We start from the raw sequence: 19,713 nt of genomic DNA on the forward strand, positions 1-19,713 counted from the left end.
GGTAAGCACGGGTGTTAGCCTTACCGAACGTTAAGTCAGCGAGGCAACCATGCGCATCTTGATCTCAGGCGCCAGCATCGCAGGCCCGGTTCTGGCGTACTGGCTCGCTCGATACGGCCTTGACGTGACCGTGGTGGAACGCGCCCCGCAATTGCGAAAGACCGGCGGCCACGCCGTCGACCTGTTCCGGCCGGCCATCGAAATCTCGGCGAAAATGGACGTATTGCCGCAAATCGAGGCACTGGTCACCGGAACCAGCCGATTGACGCTCTATCGCCAAGGCGCCCGACGTCCGGTGCGAGTCGATGTCACCAAGATCGTCGCCGCCGCATCCGACCGGCACGTGGAGATCATGCGCGACGATCTGAGCGAGGTGTATTACCGCGCTGGGCGCGACCACGTCGAGTATCTGTTCGGCGACTGCATCACCGGAATATCGTGCGACGGCCAGGTCACTTTCGAGCAAGGTAAGCCGCGCAGGTTCGACGTGGTGGTCGGCGCCGACGGGCTGCATTCGAATGTCAGGCGCCTGACCTTCGGCGCGGACACCGGACGGAGCCGCTTCCTCGGCGGATACCTTGCGGTGCTTTCGGTGCCGAAAACACTTGCCCGCGAAGGAGAATCGACAGCTCACCTGGGCGCGGGCCGCGTCGCCATGATCTACACCGCCCACCCCCTCGACGACGCTCGCGCATTGTTCCTGTTCCGCCGCACCGAGCAATTACGCTATCACCACCGAGATGTCATGCGGCAGAAGAGGTTACTGCGTGACGCGGTTGCCGGGATGCATCCGCAGGTGGACGTCTGGCTTGGCGAGCTCGACCGCACACCCAGCTTCTACTTCGACTCGATCACGCAGTTGCAGCTCGACAGCTGGTCGCGCGGACGGGTCACCCTGGTCGGGGATGCCGGATACTGCCCGGGCCCGGCGGTCGGCGGCAGTACTAGCATCGCGGTGCTGGGCGCCTACATCCTGGCCGGCGAACTGGCCCGGTCGGGCGGCGATTACGCACGCGCGTTCGCCGGTTACGAACAGCAGATGGCGGATCCAATCCGTCGCAGCCGCGGGTTCGCACACGCCATGGCCAAGAGCATCGTGCCGGGCTCCACGGCGGGAGTGTGGGCGTTGACCCGCGGTGCACAGTTGGTCTCGCTGCTGCCGGCGGGGCTTACCAGGACGGTCGCGAAGCTGAACACCAAGGGTGTGCGCCTGTATGACTCGATGCGGTTCCAGGAGTACGGCGAGCTCGCCCGCGGGTAGCCGGCGCCGGCAGGGCCGTAGGGTCGCCGAGGCCGCCGGCGCCGCCGAGCAGACGTAAAGGCCCCCGAAAACCGTGGTTTTCGGGGGCCTTTACGTCTGCTCGCGGCAGAACTTACGTCAAAGACTTGGGCGGCAGGAAGCGGTCGCCATACTTGGCGGCCAACTCCTTGGCGCGCGCCACGAAGGCTTCCTTACCGATACCGCCCGGTCCCTGGTAGCCGACGATGAACTGCGCGCTACCGCCCGTCCACGGCGGGTAACCGATGCCCATGATCGACCCGATGTTCGCGTCGGCCGTGGACGTCAGCACACCCTCGTCGAGGCATTTCTGCGTTTCCAGCGCCTCGGCGAACAGCATCCGGTCGATCATGTCCTGCAGCGGCGGTGCCGACGTCGCGGACTTGAATGTCTCGCGCAGCCCGGACCACAACCCGGACCGCTTGCCGTCGACGTACTCGTAGAAGCCCGCGCCCTTCAACCGGCCGGATCGTCCGAGCTCGATCATCTTCTCGACAACAGCCTCGGCCGGATGCGGCTCATAGGTGCCGCCGGCATCCTCGACACCCTTACGGGTAGCGACGGCGATCTTATGCATGAGCTCCAGGTTCAGCTCGTCGGAGAGCTGCAGCGGCGGGGCCGGGTAACCGGCCTGCGAACCGGCCTGCTCGATCGACGCCGGTTCCACACCCTCGCCGAGCATCGCCAGCGCCTCGTTGACGAAGGTGCCGATGACCCGTGAGGTGAAGAAGCCGCGACTGTCGTTGACCACGATCGGGGTCTTGCCGATAGCCAGCGTGTAGTCGAACACCCGGGCTAACGCCTCGTCAGATGTCTTCTCGCCCTTGATGATTTCCACCAGCGGCATCTTGTCCACCGGCGAGAAGAAGTGGATCCCGATGAAGTCTTCCTGCCGCTTGACACCGGTGGCCAAACCGGTGATCGGCAGCGTGGAGGTGTTGGACCCGAGGACCGCATTGGGCTCGACGATGTCCTCGATCTCCTGGAATACCTTGTGCTTGAGTTCCTGGTTCTCGAAGACGGCTTCGACCACGAAGTCGACACCCTTGAGGTCCGCGGGGTCACCCGTCGGGGTGATGCGCGCCAGCAGGGCATCGCTCTTTTCCTGCGTGGTGCGGCCCCGCTCCAGTGCCTTGGCCTCCAGCTTTTCGGAGTAGCCCTTGCCCTTCTGCGCGGCCTCCAAGCTGACGTCTTTGAGCACCACGTCGTAGCCGGCCTTCGCCGACACGTAGGCGATGCCGGCGCCCATCATGCCCGCCCCCAGCACCCCGATCTTCTTGATCGGGGTCTTGGCGATTCCGTCGGGACGTGACCCGCCGGCATTGATGGCCTGCAGGTCGAAGAAGAACGCCTGAATCATGTTCTTGGCGACCTGGCCCGTGACCAGTGAGGCGAAGTAGCGGCTCTCGATGCGGGTGGCGGTGTCGAAATCCACCTGCGCACCCTCGACGGCGGCGGACAGGATGGCCTTCGGCGCCGGCATCGGCGCACCCTTGAGCTGCTTGCGCAGCAGCGCGGGGAACGACGGCAGGATGGACGCCAGCCCCGGCGACGACGGGGTACCGCCGGGCATCTTGTAGCCCTTCTTATCCCACGGCTGCTCGTGGCCGTCCGGGTTGGCCTTGATCCAAGCCTTGGCGGCGGGCACCAATTCCTCAACCGTGGGCAACAATTCGTCGACCAGTCCGATTTCCTTGGCCTTGGCCGGCTTGAAGCGAGTGCCTTGCGACAGGATGTTGACGAACGCGTTCTGGATGCCGAACATCCGCACCGTGCGGGTTACCCCACCGGCGCCGGGCAGCAGGCCCAGCGTCACTTCCGGAAGCCCGATCTGGCTGCCCTTCACGTCGGCCGCGATGCGGTGATGACAGGCCAGGGCGATCTCCAGTCCGCCGCCAAGTGCGGCGCCGTTGATGGCGGCGACCACCGGCTTGCCCAGCGTCTCCAGGGTGCGAAATTGCCGCTTGACCGTCTCGACGGTGTTGAACACATCGCCGGCGTCCTCGGGCCTGGCCTGCACCATGGTCTTCACGTCACCGCCGGCGAAGAAGGTCTTCTTCGCGCTGGTGATCACCACGCCGGTGATCGAATCCTTTTCGGCGACAAGGCGATCCACGGCCTTGCCCATCGACTCGATGTAGGCCTCGTTCATCACGTTGGCCGACCCCGACGGGTCGTCCATGGTCAGCGTGACAATGCCGTCGGCATCCTGGTCCCACTGGATTGTATTGTCGGGCATAATTTTTAGACCCTCTCGATAATCGTCGCGACGCCCATGCCGCCGCCGATGCATAGCGTGACGAGCGCCCGCCGCGCGTTGCGGCGCTCCAGTTCGTCGACCATAGTGCCCAGGATCATCGCCCCGGTAGCGCCCAGCGGGTGACCCATCGCGATGGCACCGCCGTTGACGTTGAGCTTCTCGTCGGGAATGTTCAGGTCCTTCTGGAACTTCAGCACCACCGACGCGAACGCCTCGTTGAGCTCGAACAAGTCAATGTCGTCGACGGTGAGCCCGGCCCGGTCAAGCACCTTCAAGCTCGCCGGAGTTGGCCCGGTCAGCATGATCACCGGGTCGGCGCCGCTGGTGGCGGTGGCCACGATGCGGGCCCGCGGGGTGAGATTGGCCGCCTTGCCGGCACTTTCCGAACCGATCATCACCAGTGCGGCACCGTCGACGATCCCCGAGGAGTTACCGCCGGTGTGCACGTGGTTGATCCTCTCGACCGAGTGGTATTTCTGCAGCGCGACGTCGTCGAAACCACCCATGGCCGCCAGGCCCTCGAAGGCCGACTTCAGCTTGGCCAGACCCTCCATGGTGGTGTCGGGCCGCATGTGCTCGTCGTGGTCGAGAATCAGCAGGCCGTTCTGGTCGCGGACCGGCACCACGGACTTGGCGAAGTAACCGCCCGACCACGCGGCGGCGGCCTTTTCCTGGCTGCGCAACGCGTAGCGGTCGACGTCTTCGCGGGAGAAACCCTCGATAGTGGCAATCAGGTCGGCGCCGATGCCCTGCGGAACGAACATGACGTCATAGTTGGTGGCCGGGTCCAGTCCCATGGCGCCGCCGTCGGAGCCCATCGGAACGCGGCTCATGGACTCCACGCCACCGGCCAGGACCAGGTCGTCCCACCCGGAGCGCACCTTCTGCGCGGCGGTGTTGACGGCCTCGAGGCCCGATGCGCAGAACCGGTTGAGCTGCACACCGCCGGAGGTGACGGGCATGCCCGAGGCCAGCACAGCGGCCCGGGCGATGTCGCCACCCTGGTCGCCGACGGGTGAGACGCAGCCCAGGATGACGTCGCTGATCAGGTTCTCGTCGAGGTCCGGGTGGCGCTTGCGCAGCTCCTCGATCAGGCCGACGACCAGGTTCAAGGGCTTGACCTCGTGCAACGATCCGTTCTTTTGCTTGCCACGCGGTGTGCGGATGGCCTCGTAGATAAAGGCTTCTTCGGGCATGTCGATTTCCTGTTCGGGGGAAAGGGAGGGCTAGGTCCGTCTTAAAGACTAGGTCCAGTAGGGGAACACTAACAGGGTGCTCGGCCAACCTGTTGGTTGGCCAGGACTTTGCAGGCCGGGCGAAGACCATTCGGGGTCATCGCCGCGCCTAAGCTCGTCTGCCATGACGGTGTCGCGGCTGCAGCCCTACGCGACCACGGTGTTCGCCGAAATGTCGGCGCTGGCCGCCCGTGTTGGCGCGGTGAACCTCGGGCAGGGGTTCCCCGACGAGGACGGGCCGCCGGCGATGCTGCGGGCCGCGCAAGAGGCCATCGCCGCCGGAGTCAACCAATATCCGCCGGGGATAGGCATCGCGGCCCTGCGGCAGGCCATCGCCGCCCAGCGCCGCCGGCATTTCGGCATCGAGTACGACCCCGATACCGAGGTGCTGGTCACGGTCGGGGCCACCGAAGCCATTGCCGCGTCGGTGCTGGGACTGGTCGAACCCGGCTCCGAGGTACTGCTGATCGAGCCGTTCTACGACTCCTACTCGCCGGTCGTGGCCATGGCCGGCGCGCATCGGGCGGCCGTGCCGCTGGTGGCCGATGGCTGCGGCTTCGCCCTGGACACCGACGCCGTGCGACGCGCCGTGACGCCGCGTACCACGGCGCTGATCGTCAACTCTCCGCACAATCCGACCGGCGCGGTGCTGGGGCGGGCCGAATTGGCGGCCATCGCGGAGATCGCCGTGGCCGCAGACCTTTTGGTGATCACCGACGAGGTATACGAACACTTGGTGTTTGACGGCCACGATCACCTGCCGCTGGCCGGATTCGACGGCATGGCCGAGCGCACCGTCACCATCTCGAGTGCGGCCAAGATGTTCAACTGCACCGGCTGGAAGATCGGATGGGCTTGCGGCCCTGCACAACTGATCGCCGGGGTGCGCGCGGCCAAACAGTATCTGAGCTATGTGGGGGGCGCCCCGTTTCAGCCGGCGGTGGCGCTTGCGCTCAACACCGAGGACGACTGGGTGGCCGCGCTGCGCAGCTCTTTGCAGACCAGACGCGATCGGCTGGCCGCCGGATTGGCCGAGACCGGTTTCGAGGTGCACGACAGCTACGGCACCTACTTCGTATGCGCCGACCCGCGGCCGCTGGGTTACCACGACAGCGCCGCCTTCTGCGCGGCGCTGCCGGAGAAGGTGGGGGTGGCCGCCATCCCGATGTCGGCGTTCTGCGATCCGGCCGCGCAGCAGGCCGAGCTGTGGAATCACTTGGTGCGCTTCGCCTTCTGCAAACGCGACGACACCCTCGACGAGGCGATCAGGCGACTTGCGGCACTGCGCGACGGGGCTACCCGGTTTTGCCCATGATGTGATTTCGCAGTCCCTCCAGGGCTGCGTGCAGGATCTTCTTGCGCGCCCGCTTGATCCAGAACTCGGGCAGCGGCGCCGACGGTTCCACCGTCAGGGTGAAGCGCACCCGGGTCCTGTCTTCCCCTTCGCGGCGCAGGTTGTACTCGCCGTGCTGCCCATGCTGCTGAGCGGTCTTGTGGGCATCCCAGACCATCCAGTCGGCACCCCAGTGGTATTCGAGCAGTTGGGTGTCCACGATGCCGGTCACTTTGACGGTGACCTTCACGTGGTGCGGACGACCGTCGGGATGGGTGTCGACGACCTCGACCCGCTTGTGCACCGACGACCACGACGGCACCGCGTCCATGTCGGCGAGCGCCTCCATGATTACCTCAGGGGGCGCATCGATGACGATTTCGCTCGACGCTTGTACGGCCACTGACACCAAGTTAGCAACCGCGGTCCGGCTTGCGGTGCGGCGGAAACAGAATCTAGGTCGGGCGATCCCGGTCGTTGCGGCCGCCGATCAGTTCGGTCAGTCCCTTCGCGGCGGCATCCAGCACGTGCTCACTGGCTCGCTTGACGATGAAGCCGGGAATCGGGCCCGCCGGTTCGACGGTGATGTCGAACCGCACCCGTGACGTGTCGACGCCTTCGGGCTTGACGGTGGTCTCGATGTGCTGGCCGTGCTGCTGGAATGTCTGGTCGGCGTCCCAGCACATCCAATCCGGGCCCCAGTGGTACTCCAGGATCTCCTTGTCGACCAGCCCAAGAATTTTGACCACGGCCTTCACGTGATGGGGGCGCCCGTCGGGGTAGTAGTCGATCACTTCCACCCGTTTGTGCAGCGGTGACCAGGACGTCAGCACGCTCACATCTGCCAGCGCCTCCATGACCACTTCCGGAGGCGCATCGATGATGATCTCTCGCGATGCTTTGACGGCCACCAAGCTCAAGCTAGCAACGCCGCCATACCCGCGGACGTGATCAGGTCAATTCGACATAATAGGTGACTACCAATTTATTTCGTTGATCGACGTGGTTGCTGCCGGTGGCGGCGCGACCGGTCCGGCCGGGGTTCGTGAGAAGCGCGGCGCCGGCGCGGCCTGATCCACACCGTGGGCACTGATCACCGTGGATCGGGCTCGCAAATGCGCGGTGGCGGCCGCTTCGCTCCAGGTCAGCACCGGCGTCACACAGGCATCGGTGCCGGCGAAAACCTCGGTCCACTGCTCGCGGGTCCGGCTGGCGAACCGCTCGGCAAAGATGGCGCGCATCCGCGGGTAGGAGCCGACGTCGAGTTGGTTGGGCACCTCTTGGGCCGTCAGACCCAGCCCGGCCAGCAACGCCGCGAAAAACTGCGGCTCGATGGCTCCCACCGCCAGGTACCTGCCGTCGGAGGTTTCATAGCAACCGTAGAACGGAGCGCCGCCGTCGAGCAGGAACGATTCGCGTTCGTCGCGCAGGCTCCCGATCGCCTTCATGGTCCACATCATCTGGGCCAGGATGCTGACCCCGTCGACCATCGCGGCGTCGATGACCTGGCCCTTGCCCGACCGCTCCCGCTCGTACAGTGCGGCCACGATACCCAGCAGTACCAGCATGGAGCCGCCACCGAAGTCGGCGACCAGGTTCAGCGGCGGCAGCGGCGGCCGGTCGCGGTAGCCGATCGCCGAGAGCGCACCGGTCTGCGAAAGGTAGTTGATGTCGTGGCCGGCCGTCGCGGCCAGCGGTCCGTCCTGTCCCCAGCCGGTGATACGCGCGAATATCAGCCGGGGATTGACCGCCGCGCACTCGTCCGGACCGATGCCGAGCCGCTCGCAGGTGCCGGGACGAAAGCAGTCCAGCAGCACATCGGCCTTGGCGGCCAACGCCAGCAACGCACCCGGCTGGGCCTTCACATCCAGGTCCACGATCCGCTTGCCGCGGTGCAGCAGATCCCGGTCCTCGGACGGCATGGTCAGCCCGCCGGGACGGCGCACCCGCACCACGTCGGCGCCGAGGTCGGCCAGCACCATCCCGGCATGCGGGCCGGGTCCGATACCGCCGAGTTCAATGACCTTCACCCCGGCTAACGGGCCCCCGCCACTCACCGCGACCGTTAGCCCTTCTTGACCTTGAGCACCCGCTTGCGCAGCCCGTCGGTATTGATCTCGATGACCCCTTTGATGGCGCGTTTGAGTACAAAGCCGGGCAGCGGCACCAGCGGGTCCAGGCTCAGGTCGAACTTCGTGCGGGTCTTGTCGCCTTCGGGCGTCAGCGTGTAGCCCCCTTCTTGGTTGCGCGACGCCTTCCCGCTTTCCTGCGTCCAGGTGACGCCGTCGTCGCGCCAGCTGTAGGCGAGCACGATTTCGTCGGTGACCCCGGCGGTCTTGACTTTCATCCGGGCGCGCCGCGGCCGGCCATCCTCGTCGCGGTCGAGCACTTCTGCGCTCTGATGGATGTCGGACCACTCGGGCATTGCCTCCACGTCGGCGACGACGTCGAGGATTTCCTTGGGACTTGCTTCGATGACTACTTCGCGGGATTCCTTGACTGCCATGGCGCCGACGATAGCGCGACCGCGCCTCGGCCGGAATGGTTTCGACCGGGCGTACCGTCGACTGCGTGATCGATCGTGCAGCTGGCCCCGGGGAACCCGGATACACCGTCGGCGACTACCTGCTGGACCGCCTCGCCGAACTCGGCGTGTCCGAAATCTTCGGCGTGCCCGGGGACTACAACCTGGAATTCCTCGACCACATCGTCGCCCATCCGGTCATTCGGTGGGTGGGCAACGCCAACGAGCTCAACGCCGGCTATGCCGCCGACGGCTACGGTCGTTTGCGCGGAATATCAGCTGTGGTAACGACATTCGGCGTTGGCGAACTCTCGGCGGCCAATGCGATCGCGGGTAGCTACGCCGAGCATGTGCCGGTGGTCCATATCGTCGGCGGCCCCTCCAAAGATGCTCAGGGCACCCGGCGGGCGCTGCACCATTCGCTCGGCGACGGGGACTTCGAGCACTTTTTGCGGATCAGCCGCGAAATCACCTGCGCCCAGGCCAATCTCATGCCGGCAACGGCATGCCGGGAGATCGACCGGGTGCTGTGTGAGGTGCGGGAGCAGAAGCGGCCTGGATACCTGCTGCTGTCCACCGACGTGGCCCGATTCCCCACCGAACCGCCCGGCGCACCGCTACCCCCTTACGGCGGCGGCACCAGTCCGCGTGCGCTGTCACTGTTCACCGAGGCCGCCGCCGCACTGATCGGCCAGTACCAGCTGACCGTGCTGGCGGATCTGCTGGTTCATCGGTTGCGGGCGGTCGACGAGCTAGAGGCGTTGCTGGCCGCCGATGTGGTGCCGCATGCCACGCTGATGTGGGGCAAGAGTCTGCTCGACGAGAGCTCGCCCAACTTTTTGGGCATCTATGCCGGAGCCGCCAGCGCCGAGCGGGTACGCGCGGCGATCGAGCACGCGCCCGTGCTGGTGACGGCCGGGGTGGTGTTCACCGACATGGTCAGCGGATTCTTCAGCCAGCGAATCGACCCGGCGCGCACCATCGACATCGGCCAGTACCAAAGCACGGTGGCCGGCCGGGTGTTCGCGCCGCTGGAGATGAGCGCCGCCCTGCGCGGGCTCGCCGAGATCCTGACCGGGCGCGGGATAGCCTCACCCCCCGTGCCCGCGCCGGATGACCACCGTCCGGTATCGACTCCGCAGCGCGATGACGCTCTGACCCAGCCGATGTTGTGGGACCGGGTCAATGACGCGCTTACCCCCGGCAATGTGGTGTTGGCCGAGCAGGGCACGTCGTTCTACGGCATGGCCGACCACCGGTTGCCGCACGGGGTCACCTTCATCGGTCAACCTCTTTGGGGCTCAATCGGTTACACGTTGCCGGCGGCGCTGGGGGCCGCGGTGGCGCATCGTGACCGCAGGACCGTGCTGTTGATCGGCGACGGAGCCGCCCAGTTGACCGTCCAGGAAATCGGCAATTTCACCCGGGAGGGTCTATCCCCCGTCATCGTGGTGGTCAACAACGACGGCTACACCATCGAACGGGCGATCCACGGCGAAACGGCCCCCTACAACGACATTGCGGCCTGGAGCTGGACCGACATCCCCAGTGCGTTGGGAGTGACCGACCACCTGGCGTTTCGGGCGCGGACCTACGGCGAACTCGACGATGCACTCACCGCGGCCGCGGCGCACCGGGACCGTTTGGTGCTTGTCGAAGCGGTGCTGCCGCGGCTCGAAATCCCGCATCTGCTCAGCGATCTCGTCGCGCCCACATCTCCGGATGGCACCGCGCGCCGCTGACTCAGTCCCGGTGCGGTGTCCGCTCCGCCGCAGCACCGCCTCGACGAGCACCAAGGATCGCACGGATGGTGCGCCGGCAACGCCCGCAATCGGCGCCTGCTCCGCAGGCCAGCGCAACATCTTTGGTGGTCGATGCACCGGCCGCAACGGTTTCGGCCACCATCTGACTGGTGATGCCGTTACACAGGCAGACATACATCGAGCGTTCCGCTCAATCCGTCTGGATCCGCATCATCTCGGCGAACCGGCCCACGAACAGCGGTGGGTAGGCACCGACCCCGGCGCGGCCCATCCACTGGGCCGCGGCGTCGGGATGGTCGATCCACGCCCGGGCGCGCTCTTCGTCCTGGAACTCCTGCAGGATCAAGACCTCGTGCTCGTCGTCGAAAGCCTGGAAAACCCATGTCTTTCGGATGCCGGCGGCGGTGAACCGCGCCATCGCAAGGCCGACCTCGGCGGTCAGCGACGACACGTCGTCCACCGAAGCGATCCCGGCCACCACGACCCCAGGTGCCCGGCGAGCGGCCGCAGCGGGGGCCTCGGCAATGAACCTGTCCACGATCTCGCCGGCGAAGACCGCCGGGATGTCCTCGACACCCACCGCGTCGAACCATTCGAAGAACACCCGGGAGCGCAACAGCTCCACGATGGGCTCGCGGCTGTGCACTCCGATCATCACCAGGACTCGGCCGTAGTCGTGGGTCGAGGTATAGACCAGAACGTGATGGGCTCCGATAGCGGCCAGCGCCGACTTCTTGCCCTGCAGCAGCGGCCACACCCGGCGCGGATCCGGGACCCGATAGTCGGACACGATCACCATCGAATGGATGTCGTTGGTCATGGTCGTATTGCCGTCACCCACGGGCCCTCCTACACCGGATCTACACCGGATCTACACCGGATCAAACGAGGAGATGAGCCACTTTCCGTCGGCCTTGGTCAGCTTGATCAGGACGCTGCTGGACCTCAACGTCGGCTCCGGCCGGTCGGCGCTTTGGGTGCTTTGGTTGACGAACACCAGCACCACTGCCGAGTCCGGATGCAATTCGGATACGGCGGCGCGAAGCACCACCGCGCTCGTCTTGACCGACTTCTGCTTGGCGGCCGGTGCCAGAATCTGGCGGGTGAACTGATCAAAATACGACAAGAAGTCGCCGGTCAGACGCGACCGAGCGGAATCGAAATCGCGGTCCAGAGTATCCGGGGAGTACGACAGGATCGCTATGGTGCCGTCGGTAGCCGCCGCGACGGCCGACTTGGCGGCCTGGTCATCGACTTCGCTATCCGGCCGATAGGAGAAGAAATACAGTCCGGCCAGCAGCGCCACCGAGGCCGCCGCCAGCAACGCCACCAGCGCCGCGACCGCCTTGCCCGACGCGAGCTTGCCCATCCAGCCGGCGCGGCGTTTCCGTGCGGGCTGGTCGCTTTGCCCTCCGGGCTCGACCTCCGCGGTGTCGTCGACCGTTGTCTCCCGTGCGGTCATGGCACAAACTCGACTTTCGACATCTTGAGCTGATCGCCCTCACGGGTGATGGTGACGATCAGCCGGAACTTGCGAGGATCCTGCTTGGCCCCGGCGGCATTGGTGACTTCGGAGGTCGAGGCGACCAGCACCACCGCCGAGTCGTCGGTCACGCTGTCCAGGTCGACGGCGACGGCTTGCACACTGCCCTGCTCGACTACCTTCGACTGTTCGACCACCGCGACGAAATCGTCTGCCACCTTTGCCATGTCGTCGCGAAACGTTCCGGTGGAGTCGTCGAGGATGCGCTGCACGTCGTGCTTGGCGTTGTTGAAGTCCAGCGATGTCAACGTCACGACGCCCTGTCGCGCCGCTGCGGCAAACTCGGCCACTCGCTCGCGGTGGCGGATCGCATCGCGATGCTGCACAACCATGTACACGCTGCCCGAGAGCGCGGCCAGAATGACGGCGACGGCCAGGACGGCGGCAACGACGGAGCGGTTGAGACGCAGCCGGCGTCGAGGCCGTGCTGGCAACGCTTCCGCATCGGCGGACCCATCGGCGTCGTGGTCCCCGGCTTCGACGTCCGAAACGGGCTCGGCCCCGATGTTTTCGAATTCGGACTCCGAACCCTCGGGCTCCGCTTCGGACACCGTCGCGTCCGCGTCGACTTCTTCTTCTGCGGGGACGGCCGCATCTGCTGGCGGGCCTTCAGCGGCTTCGGCCTGGCGGCGCAACTGAATTGCGCGGGCGCGGGCGCGGGCGGCGGCGGCCAGGGCTTCGGCTTCGGCGGCTTCCGCGTCGGCCTGTTCGGCCAGTGCCCGCAATTGGGCTGCGGTGCTTGCTGTTTGGTCGTCGCTCACCAGAAGCGATCGTGGGTCAGCGGCGTCGGGTTCGCTGCCGGCGCTCATGATTCACCAGTCCGACGGAGCGACTGCTTGGGTAACTCAACGCGGAACTCCTCTGCCCCTGGTCCGCCAGTGGCCGCTGCACTGATCGAACGTGCCGGTTGATGTCGAATGCCGCGGCACCACCGACCTCGCTGTTGCGCCACCCTACTAGGCATCGGCGATAACAGGCGAGCACCCGGGCCGACGGTGCGTGATCGCAGAGCCAAGTCATCACCTTCTACCCCGAGACCACCGCAGCCGTGTGCTAGACGATCCTACATCCAGCGGAAATAGCATTCTCACATTGAACATATCCGTCCGGGCGGCAGTGCCCATGAAGACCCTGCAGCGCAGCCCGCTCCTTGGCATCGGTTCAGCGAAGCCGGTCCTTGACCACTTTGCCGGTGGCGTTAAGCGGCAGCGCGTCCACAAACTGCACCGAGCGCGGCACCTTGAAACCCGCCATGCGCTCGCCGCACCAGCTGATCAATTCCTCAGCGCTGATCGCACCGTTGCGAACGACGAACGCCTTGCCCACCTGTCCGAGCCGCTCGTCGGGGACACCGATCACGGCGGCCTGGCTGATTGCCTCATGCTCCAACAGGAAGCCCTCGATCTCGGCCGGATAGGCGTTGAATCCGCCCACGATGAACATGTCTTTCTTGCGACCCACGACGCGCAGCCGGCCCGCGTCGTCCAGGCTGCCCAGATCCCCGGTGTGCAGCCAGCCCTGGTCGTCGATGACCTCGGCGGTGGCGATGGGGTCGTCGAGATAGCCCTTCATGACGTTGTACCCGCGCACCAGGATCTCGCCGTCGGCGGCGATGTCCACCTCGATTCCGTCGCACGCAACGCCGGCGGTGGTGGCGATGTCTTCGAACGAATCCTCGGGCCGCGACAGCGTCACGGTGCCCGCCTCGGTCAGGCCGTAGCCGGTCATGAGGGTCTGGAAGGGCAGCTCGGTGCGCACCCGCCGGACCAGCTCCACCGGAATGTCGGCGGCCCCGGTCACGCCCGCGCGCAGTGACGACAAGTCCCACTCGCCTTGGGCGCTCAACAGCGATTGATACAGCGTCGGCGGCCCGGGAAGCATGGTAATGCGTTCCTGCTCAATCAGTTTCAGCACTTTTTCGAGTTCGAATACCGGCACCGGGAAGATCGTGGCGCCCCGGATCAGCGACGCGATGCAACCGGCCTTGTACCCGAAGATGTGAAAGAACGGGTTGACGATCAGATAGCGGTCGCCCGCGCGCAGATCGGCGCGATCGCACCACTCCGCGTAGTGCCGCAACGTCTGGGTGTGGTTCATCATCACACCCTTGGGCCGCCCGGTGGTCCCCGAGGTGTAGATGATGTCGGCGACGTCTAAGCCACTGACCGCGCGCTCGAAGGGCTTGCCGCTGTCGAGGAATCCTGATTTCATGTCGACCACCGGGATACCGGCTGGGGCTGTGAAATCCATTCCGAGAAAGCCCTTTTCGACCAACACCGCCTTGGCGCCGCTGCGCCCGATGATGTCGGCCGCCTCGGCCGTCTTAAAGCGGGTGTTGACCGGAACCAGCACCCCACCCGCGGTCAGCAGGCCGAACGCGGCGATGATCCATTCCGCCGAATTGGGTGCCCAGATCGCAACCCGATCGCCCGTGTCGATTCCCGCCGCGGCAAAGGCGCCGGCGGCACGGCGCACCCGCTCGGCCAATTCGGCGAACGTGAGGTGCAGCGGCCCGTCGACCACGGCTGCGGCGTCGCCGAACCGCTCGCCCGCGCTCAGGACCATCTCGGGGATGGTCTCCCAGGGTGGTCCGATCCGGCGCCGCCGCGCCGACTGCGTCATACCGACACGAGGCGAGAAAGGTTGCCGCCCATAATCTTTGCCTGGTCGTCTACGCTGAGGTACTGGATCGCATCGGCGTAGTGCCGGGGTGCCGCAAGTCCTTCCGGGTGCGGATAGTCCGAGCCGTATAGGACATGGTCCACACCAATGAGGTCGACAAGGTCCCTGATCCCGTCTTCGTAGAACGGGCTGATGTGGATGCGGTTCTTGATCTCTTGGACCGGGTCCCCGCCGGGGAAGCTTTCCGGCGTCTTCTTGTAGACGTCGGCCAGCTGCTCCAGCAACGGGAACAACCACTTGGACCCGGCTTCGATGATCGCCACCTTGAGTTGCGGGAAGCGGTACAGCGCACCGTGAATCGCCCAGGACGCCACCGCATCCTGCACCGGGCGCCACTCGTTGAGCATCGCGAACGCGTTGGTCTGGAAGGGCAGCATCTCTTTGTCGCCGCCGTCCCACTCGGCGATATAGCGGGCATAGCCGCTGTCCGAGGAGTGCATGGCCACCAGCACGTCGTGCGCCACACAGCGCTGCCAGAACGGGTCGAACTCCGGCAATGCGAAGGACCGCGGGCCTCGGTACCCCGGCACCGGGGCCGGCCGCACCAGGACCGCCCGGGCGCCGCGCTGGACCACCCAGTCCAGCTCTTCGATCGCCTTCTCCACGATCGGCAAGCTGATCACCGGCACCGTGAAGATGCGGTTGTGGTAGTTGAAGCCCCACACCTCGTCCAGCCACTGGTTCAACGCGTGCACGACCACGTGGATGAGCAGCGGGTCGTCGCGCATGCGTTCTTCGATCAGGCTGGCCAGCGTCGGAAACATCAGCGTGCGGTCGACGCCCAGCTGGTTCATCAGCTCCAAGCGCGGGCCGGGTTCGCGAAACGCCGGGATCGAGCGCATCGGCTCGCCGAAGATCTCCCGGCGGCTCTTGCCTTCGGGGTTTCCCACCCGGAAGTACTCCTCCATGGCCCCCGGCCGCGCGACCACCTCGAAGGTGGGATTGGGAATGTAGTCGCTGATGTGACCACGGACCGCAATCTTGGTGCGGCCCTTGACCTGGACGTACTGGATCACGTTCCGGTATTGCTCGGGCAGGTACTTGGTCAGCGATTCCTGGGTCTCGTAGAGATGATTGTCCGCATCGAACAGCGGATACGACGGCGTGCCCGACGACATGAAATCCTCCTTCGCAATTTGCGAGAATTGTATTCTCTTACCTGCGCAGTGGCAACGGGCCGCGCCTGTGGTCGCCGGTCAGCAGTGGGCGACGATGCGGAACTCGGCGCTGGCCGGCTGGTTGGGTGCGGCGGTATCGAACCCCTCGGCGGTACCGCTGACGGTGAACGTGCCGTCGCCGAAGCCGGCCTTCGCGCTGCCACCGTCACCTTCGGAGTACATGCCGGTGAAACCGGCCAGATTGCGGATCCGCACCGACCTCGCGGTAATCGGTGCAGCCCACTGGTCGATGACCAGGGTGGCTCCCGAGTCGCCGGTACCAACCTCGATCGTCCGGTACCACTCCAATTGAACGCACCTGACGAGGTGTGGCCGCGCCTCGTTGCCGTTGACCGTCACGACTGCGGTGCTGGAGATATGGGCTGCCGGCGGTGCGCCGCAGGCGCCGACAACGGCTGCCGAAAATACCGCGACGGCCGCTGTGCTCACTGCCCCGATTCGGTGTTGCACGTGCCACCTCGAATGCTGCGCCGGGAGAGCTTGGATCTCAGCGATGATGCTATTCTCCGAGTAAGAGAATGCCAATATCGCCCGCTCGCCCCCGGAAGCATCGACGCATGGTGGACCTCGAGTTCGACAAGTCCGGCACCGGGTTGGCGGTGCTCACCATCGACCGCCCGCATGCGCGCAACGCCATCGCGCTCGACACCATGGACCAGCTGCAGACGGCACTGGAGGCGGCGTCAGGCGCGCGAGCGCTGGTGATCAAGGGCGCCGGGGAGCGGGCGTTCGTTTCGGGCGGCGACATCAAGGAGCTGAGCGCGCTAAGAACCGAGGAGGACGCCGCGGCGATGGCCAAGCGGATGCGCGCCATCTGCGATCAGCTCGCGGCATTTCCCGCTCCGGTGATCGCCGCGCTGAACGGCCACGCCTTCGGCGGCGGCGCCGAGGTGGCCGTCGCCGCCGACATCCGCATTGCCGCCGACGACATCAAGATCGCGTTCAATCAGGTGGAGCTGGAGATCATGCCGGCATGGGGCGGAGCCGAGCGACTGGCCGCGCTGGTCGGAAAAAGCAGGGCACTGCTGCTGGCGGGCACGGGAACGGCGCTCGATGCCGCCGAGGCCGAACGCATCGGCCTGGTGGATCTGGTGTTGCCCCGCGCGTTGTTCGACTCACCGGATCGCGGCTGGCGACCGGTCGCCGCGGCGCTGTCGCGCCATCCGGCCACCGAGATCAAGCGGGTAATCTGCGGAGTTTCGCCCGATGAGGCGATAGCATCCTTCGCACGGCTGTGGGTAGCGCAGGCCCATTGGCAGGCCGCGGCGCGGGTGATGAACCGCACGTCCAGTCCCCGCCAACCAGCTGGAGGCGCGATATGACCCCGACGACGCGGCGGCTGGGTTGCGCCTTAGCGGTGTTGCTGACGGGCGCGGCGCTGGTGGTCGGCGCCGGCCGGTCACCCGCCGATGACACACCCATGCATCAGGTCCGGTACACCATCTCGGCGCAGGACCCGATTTACGCCGACATCTATTACCAGGATCAGGATCCGGCCGTTTTTTCCGACTACAGCCATAACCCGTACCAATTCACACCGAACATCCAGGCCGATATCGCTCCGGGCAGGCCCTGGACCATTCAGGTCATGCTGGCCAAACCCGACCAGTGGGCGATGGTCACCGCCAGCACCGGCCCCGAACCGGGCACACCGATGTTTCATTGCGATCTGGCCGTGGACGGGGTGGTCGTCGTCGCCAAGGACGGACCGCGCGGTGTGCTCTGCTCGCTGCGTAACTGGTGACGCGGCGGCCGGCGCTTACCGTTCTGGTGGCTGTGGCTCACCTTCCAGACGACGCAGGTAGCGCTCGACCACGTCCACGGTTTCGGCATGCCCGCCCGACATGCCAAGCCCCTGCTCGATCACCAGAAATCGCGAAATGCTGGTCATCAGGACCGTCCACACCACCGGCGGCACGTCCTGGGTGTCGACGTGGTAGCGCTGCAGCGCGGCCGTCAACGCGACCCGCTGCCGTTCGCGGAAACGTTCCGCGTAGTAAGCGATTTCCGACCGCATCGTCTTGCGGTGGTTGGCCAGGGCCATGAATTCCATTGTCATCTTTGCGAATCCGGGCTCGGTGCCGAACCGCCACAGCGCCCACAGCGGCTGCGCCGACTCGAGCGCCCGGTCCTGCACCCGCAGACCAGCTTCGGCGCGGCGACGAAAAACTTCCAGAAACAAGTCATCCATGGTGCGGAAGTAGTAGTGCACCAATTGCGGCTTCAACCCGGCCTTGCCAGCCAGACGGCGGGAAGTCACTGCCGCATAGCCCTCTTCGAGCATCAATTGCTCGGCCGCATCGAGCAACAGTCCGCGATTCTTCGCATCCGGCGCCCCGATCCGGCGAGCCGATGTCATGGCCTCAACTCCGTATCCTCGGCATTTCGCTGATGTCGACCACGCCGATCGTAGCGACGTCGCCGTGGTTGCCGGGTGGGCCGCCTTGACCATGACAATAACGCCGTGCTAAGCAGGTGCTCAGCACATCGTCGGATTCGAGCGGCGGAAGGTTTCGCCGCCGACGGCCCATTCGGCAACCCAGCTCCGGGAGGCACGCGACATGAGCGACTACGATTCGATCGACTTTTTCACCGACCCCTCGCTGGTTCCCGACCCGTACCCGTATTTCGACTACCTGCGCAGCCGCAACCCGGTATTGCGGCTGCCGCATCACGGCGTCGTCGCCGTCACCGGTTACGAAGAGGCCGCCGCGGTCTACAAGGACACCGATTCATTTTCCAACTGCGTCGCACTGGGCGGACCGTTCCCGCCGCTGCCCTTCGAACCCGCGGGTGACAACATCAACGCCCAGATCGACCAGCACCGCGAGAAATTCCCGATGTATGAGCACATGGTCACCATGGACCCGCCGGATCATACCCGGGCCCGGTCGTTGCTGAGCCGGCTGCTGACGCCCAGCCGCCTGAAACAGAACGAGGAGTTCATGTGGCGCCTGGCCGACCGTCAGCTCGACGAGTTCCTGGGCAACGGCCGGTGCGAGTTCATCAGCGAATACTCCAAACCCTTTGCCACCCTGGTGATCGCCGACCTGCTGGGTGTTCCCGAAGACGACCACAAGGAGTTTCGTGTCATGTTGGGCGCCGAGCGTCCGGGCTCGCGGGTGGGCGGGTTTGACCACGAATCGGTCGGTACCAACCCGTTACAGTGGCTCGACGAGAAGTTCTGCTCCTATATCGAAGACCGCCGTCGCGAACCGCGTGGCGACGTGCTGACCGCGCTTGCGACGGCAAAGTATCCGGACGGATCCACGCCCGAGGTCATTGACGTAGTCCGTTCGGCCACATTCCTTTTCGCCGCCGGGCAGGAAACAACGGCCAAACTGCTCAGCGCCGCGCTGCAGGTGCTGGTCGAGCGGCCCGACATCCAGGAGCGGCTGCGTGCGAACCGCAGCCTGATTCCGGCGTTCATCGAGGAATCGCTTCGCCTGGAGAGCCCGGTCAAGAGCGACTCACGCCTGGCCCGCCGGACCACCAACATCGCCGGAGTCGACATCACGGCCGGAACCGTCGTGGTGGTGTTGCCCGGGGCCGTCAACCGCGACCCGCGCAGGTTCGACAATCCGCACGAGTTTCGCCTGGACCGAAAGAACGTTCGCGAACACATGGCCTTTGCCCGAGGGGTCCACTCTTGCCCCGGCGCACCGCTTGCCCGCGTCGAGGGCCGTGTTTCGATCGAGCGCATCCTGGACCGGATGTCCGACATTGCCGTCGACCCGGCCAGGCACGGGCCGGCAGGCGATCGCCGCTATCGCTATGAGCCGACCTATATCCTGCGCGGCCTCACCGAACTGCATCTGACGTTCACGCCGACGGGGTCACCACTCGACGCCGACGCTCCCGTCGGGTGACTTCCGAAACGCCTGCGGCACAGCGATTTCCGTGGTTCGGGACGCCT

Annotated in this window: 19 protein-coding genes and 1 pseudogene; 6 read left to right on the forward strand and 14 right to left on the reverse strand. The window is 65.8% G+C overall.

Features of this window, described 5'->3' with window-relative positions:
- Positions 1-49: 49 nt before the first annotated feature.
- Positions 50-1,261, forward strand: a complete 1,212-nt coding sequence (locus tag EET13_RS23565; protein WP_122444525.1) for an FAD-dependent monooxygenase — start codon at positions 50-52, stop codon at positions 1,259-1,261.
- Positions 1,262-1,373: 112 nt separating this feature from the next.
- Here the strand turns inward: EET13_RS23565 and EET13_RS23570 are convergent, their stop codons facing one another.
- Positions 1,374-3,518: a 3-hydroxyacyl-CoA dehydrogenase NAD-binding domain-containing protein gene (locus EET13_RS23570; RefSeq protein ID WP_122444526.1), complete on the reverse strand. Its 2,145-nt coding sequence runs from the start codon at positions 3,516-3,518 to the stop codon at positions 1,374-1,376.
- A 5-nt stretch (positions 3,519-3,523) separates the two neighbouring features.
- Entirely contained in the window at positions 3,524-4,735 is a 1,212-nt protein-coding gene (locus EET13_RS23575) for an acetyl-CoA C-acetyltransferase (RefSeq protein WP_122444527.1), read from the reverse strand.
- Positions 4,736-4,898: 163 nt separating this feature from the next.
- On the opposite strand from EET13_RS23575, the gene EET13_RS23580 reads away from it, so the two are divergent.
- On the forward strand, positions 4,899-6,089 hold the full coding sequence (locus tag EET13_RS23580) for a pyridoxal phosphate-dependent aminotransferase (RefSeq protein WP_122444528.1): 1,191 nt from the start codon (positions 4,899-4,901) through the stop codon (positions 6,087-6,089).
- Here EET13_RS23580 and EET13_RS23585 read toward each other — a convergent pair.
- The 4 genes from EET13_RS23585 to EET13_RS23600 all read right to left on the reverse strand — a co-directional run bounded on the left by EET13_RS23585 (position 6,070) and on the right by EET13_RS23600 (position 8,613).
- Positions 6,070-6,510 carry an SRPBCC family protein gene (locus EET13_RS23585; RefSeq protein ID WP_122444529.1) on the reverse strand — a complete coding sequence of 147 codons (441 nt, stop codon included), beginning with the start codon at positions 6,508-6,510 and terminating at the stop codon, positions 6,070-6,072. The two genes, EET13_RS23580 and EET13_RS23585, sit on opposite strands and share 20 nt — an antisense overlap.
- Positions 6,511-6,562: 52 nt before the next feature.
- Positions 6,563-7,018 carry an SRPBCC family protein gene (locus EET13_RS23590; RefSeq protein ID WP_122444530.1) on the reverse strand — a complete coding sequence of 152 codons (456 nt, stop codon included), beginning with the start codon at positions 7,016-7,018 and terminating at the stop codon, positions 6,563-6,565.
- Positions 7,019-7,084: 66 nt separating this feature from the next.
- Positions 7,085-8,164, reverse strand: coding sequence for a CaiB/BaiF CoA transferase family protein (locus EET13_RS23595; protein ID WP_122444531.1), 1,080 nt, complete (start codon positions 8,162-8,164; stop codon positions 7,085-7,087).
- An 8-nt stretch (positions 8,165-8,172) separates the two neighbouring features.
- A complete protein-coding gene (locus EET13_RS23600) occupies positions 8,173-8,613 on the reverse strand; it encodes an SRPBCC family protein (protein ID WP_122444532.1) in 441 nt (146 codons plus the stop codon).
- 35 nt (positions 8,614-8,648) lie between these two features.
- Here EET13_RS23600 and EET13_RS23605 point away from each other — a divergent pair, with 35 nt between their 5' ends.
- A complete protein-coding gene (locus tag EET13_RS23605) occupies positions 8,649-10,373 on the forward strand; it encodes an alpha-keto acid decarboxylase family protein (protein WP_122444533.1) in 1,725 nt (574 codons plus the stop codon).
- Between the two features lies 1 nt (position 10,374).
- On the opposite strand, the gene EET13_RS23610 is transcribed toward EET13_RS23605, so the two are convergent.
- From EET13_RS23610 to EET13_RS23640, 7 genes are all read right to left on the reverse strand, one after another.
- Positions 10,375-10,572: a (2Fe-2S)-binding protein gene (locus EET13_RS23610; protein ID WP_122444534.1), complete on the reverse strand. Its 198-nt coding sequence runs from the start codon at positions 10,570-10,572 to the stop codon at positions 10,375-10,377.
- A 12-nt stretch (positions 10,573-10,584) separates the two neighbouring features.
- Positions 10,585-11,214: a fatty-acid--CoA ligase gene (locus tag EET13_RS23615; protein ID WP_122444555.1), complete on the reverse strand. Its 630-nt coding sequence runs from the start codon at positions 11,212-11,214 to the stop codon at positions 10,585-10,587.
- A gap of 51 nt (positions 11,215-11,265) precedes the next feature.
- Complete coding sequence (locus EET13_RS23620; RefSeq protein ID WP_122444535.1) at positions 11,266-11,856, reverse strand: twin-arginine translocation pathway signal; 591 nt, start codon at positions 11,854-11,856, stop codon at positions 11,266-11,268.
- Complete coding sequence (locus tag EET13_RS23625; RefSeq protein WP_244604075.1) at positions 11,853-12,698, reverse strand: hypothetical protein; 846 nt, start codon at positions 12,696-12,698, stop codon at positions 11,853-11,855. Before EET13_RS23625 ends, EET13_RS23620 begins: the two co-directional genes overlap by 4 nt.
- 400 nt (positions 12,699-13,098) lie before the next feature.
- Positions 13,099-14,559, reverse strand: a complete 1,461-nt coding sequence (locus EET13_RS23630) for a FadD3 family acyl-CoA ligase (protein WP_122444537.1) — start codon at positions 14,557-14,559, stop codon at positions 13,099-13,101.
- Positions 14,556-15,737, reverse strand: coding sequence for an amidohydrolase family protein (locus EET13_RS23635; RefSeq protein ID WP_122444538.1), 1,182 nt, complete (start codon positions 15,735-15,737; stop codon positions 14,556-14,558). Before EET13_RS23635 ends, EET13_RS23630 begins: the two co-directional genes overlap by 4 nt.
- 78 nt (positions 15,738-15,815) lie before the next feature.
- The gene (locus tag EET13_RS23640) at positions 15,816-16,226 is read right to left on the reverse strand and encodes a lipoprotein LpqH (protein WP_244604076.1); all 411 of its coding nucleotides are present in this window, start codon (positions 16,224-16,226) and stop codon (positions 15,816-15,818) included.
- Between the two features lie 128 nt (positions 16,227-16,354).
- Between EET13_RS23640 and EET13_RS23645 the strand changes: the two genes are divergently transcribed.
- Positions 16,355-17,119 (forward strand): enoyl-CoA hydratase/isomerase family protein, encoded by a 765-nt coding sequence (locus EET13_RS23645; RefSeq protein ID WP_122444539.1) that lies wholly within the window; start codon positions 16,355-16,357, stop codon positions 17,117-17,119.
- Positions 17,116-17,541: a hypothetical protein gene (locus tag EET13_RS23650; RefSeq protein ID WP_122444540.1), complete on the forward strand. Its 426-nt coding sequence runs from the start codon at positions 17,116-17,118 to the stop codon at positions 17,539-17,541. The genes EET13_RS23645 and EET13_RS23650 overlap by 4 nt, the downstream gene beginning before the upstream one ends.
- Here EET13_RS23650 and EET13_RS23655 read toward each other — a convergent pair.
- Positions 17,457-18,156: pseudogene (locus EET13_RS23655) on the reverse strand (TetR/AcrR family transcriptional regulator). The gene EET13_RS23650 and the pseudogene EET13_RS23655 overlap by 85 nt on opposite strands.
- 202 nt (positions 18,157-18,358) lie before the next feature.
- On the opposite strand from EET13_RS23655, the gene EET13_RS23660 reads away from it, so the two are divergent.
- Entirely contained in the window at positions 18,359-19,666 is a 1,308-nt protein-coding gene (locus tag EET13_RS23660; protein WP_122444542.1) for a cytochrome P450, read from the forward strand.
- The last annotated feature ends 47 nt before the right edge of the window (positions 19,667-19,713 follow it).

Source organism: Mycobacterium attenuatum (assembly GCF_900566085.1).
Taxonomy (GTDB): Bacteria; Actinomycetota; Actinomycetes; order Mycobacteriales; family Mycobacteriaceae; genus Mycobacterium; species Mycobacterium attenuatum.

Bases quoted from the DNA above. Each gene is read 5' to 3' on its own strand.
- EET13_RS23565 (WP_122444525.1), top strand. From the start codon at position 50: ATGCGCATCTTGATCTCAGGCGCCAGCATCGCAGGCCCGGTTCTGGCG.
- EET13_RS23615 (WP_122444555.1), bottom strand. From the start codon at position 11,214: ATGACCAACGACATCCATTCGATGGTGATCGTGTCCGACTATCGGGTC.
- EET13_RS23660 (WP_122444542.1), top strand. From the start codon at position 18,359: ATGAGCGACTACGATTCGATCGACTTTTTCACCGACCCCTCGCTGGTT.
- EET13_RS23605 (WP_122444533.1), top strand. From the start codon at position 8,649: ATGGTTTCGACCGGGCGTACCGTCGACTGCGTGATCGATCGTGCAGCT.
- EET13_RS23650 (WP_122444540.1), top strand. From the start codon at position 17,116: ATGACCCCGACGACGCGGCGGCTGGGTTGCGCCTTAGCGGTGTTGCTG.
- EET13_RS23580 (WP_122444528.1), top strand. From the start codon at position 4,899: ATGACGGTGTCGCGGCTGCAGCCCTACGCGACCACGGTGTTCGCCGAA.
- EET13_RS23575 (WP_122444527.1), bottom strand. From the start codon at position 4,735: ATGCCCGAAGAAGCCTTTATCTACGAGGCCATCCGCACACCGCGTGGC.
- EET13_RS23620 (WP_122444535.1), bottom strand. From the start codon at position 11,856: ATGACCGCACGGGAGACAACGGTCGACGACACCGCGGAGGTCGAGCCC.
- EET13_RS23610 (WP_122444534.1), bottom strand. From the start codon at position 10,572: ATGTATGTCTGCCTGTGTAACGGCATCACCAGTCAGATGGTGGCCGAA.
- EET13_RS23570 (WP_122444526.1), bottom strand. From the start codon at position 3,518: ATGCCCGACAATACAATCCAGTGGGACCAGGATGCCGACGGCATTGTC.
- EET13_RS23630 (WP_122444537.1), bottom strand. From the start codon at position 14,559: ATGACGCAGTCGGCGCGGCGGCGCCGGATCGGACCACCCTGGGAGACC.
- EET13_RS23600 (WP_122444532.1), bottom strand. From the start codon at position 8,613: ATGGCAGTCAAGGAATCCCGCGAAGTAGTCATCGAAGCAAGTCCCAAG.
- EET13_RS23645 (WP_122444539.1), top strand. From the start codon at position 16,355: ATGGTGGACCTCGAGTTCGACAAGTCCGGCACCGGGTTGGCGGTGCTC.
- EET13_RS23635 (WP_122444538.1), bottom strand. From the start codon at position 15,737: ATGTCGTCGGGCACGCCGTCGTATCCGCTGTTCGATGCGGACAATCAT.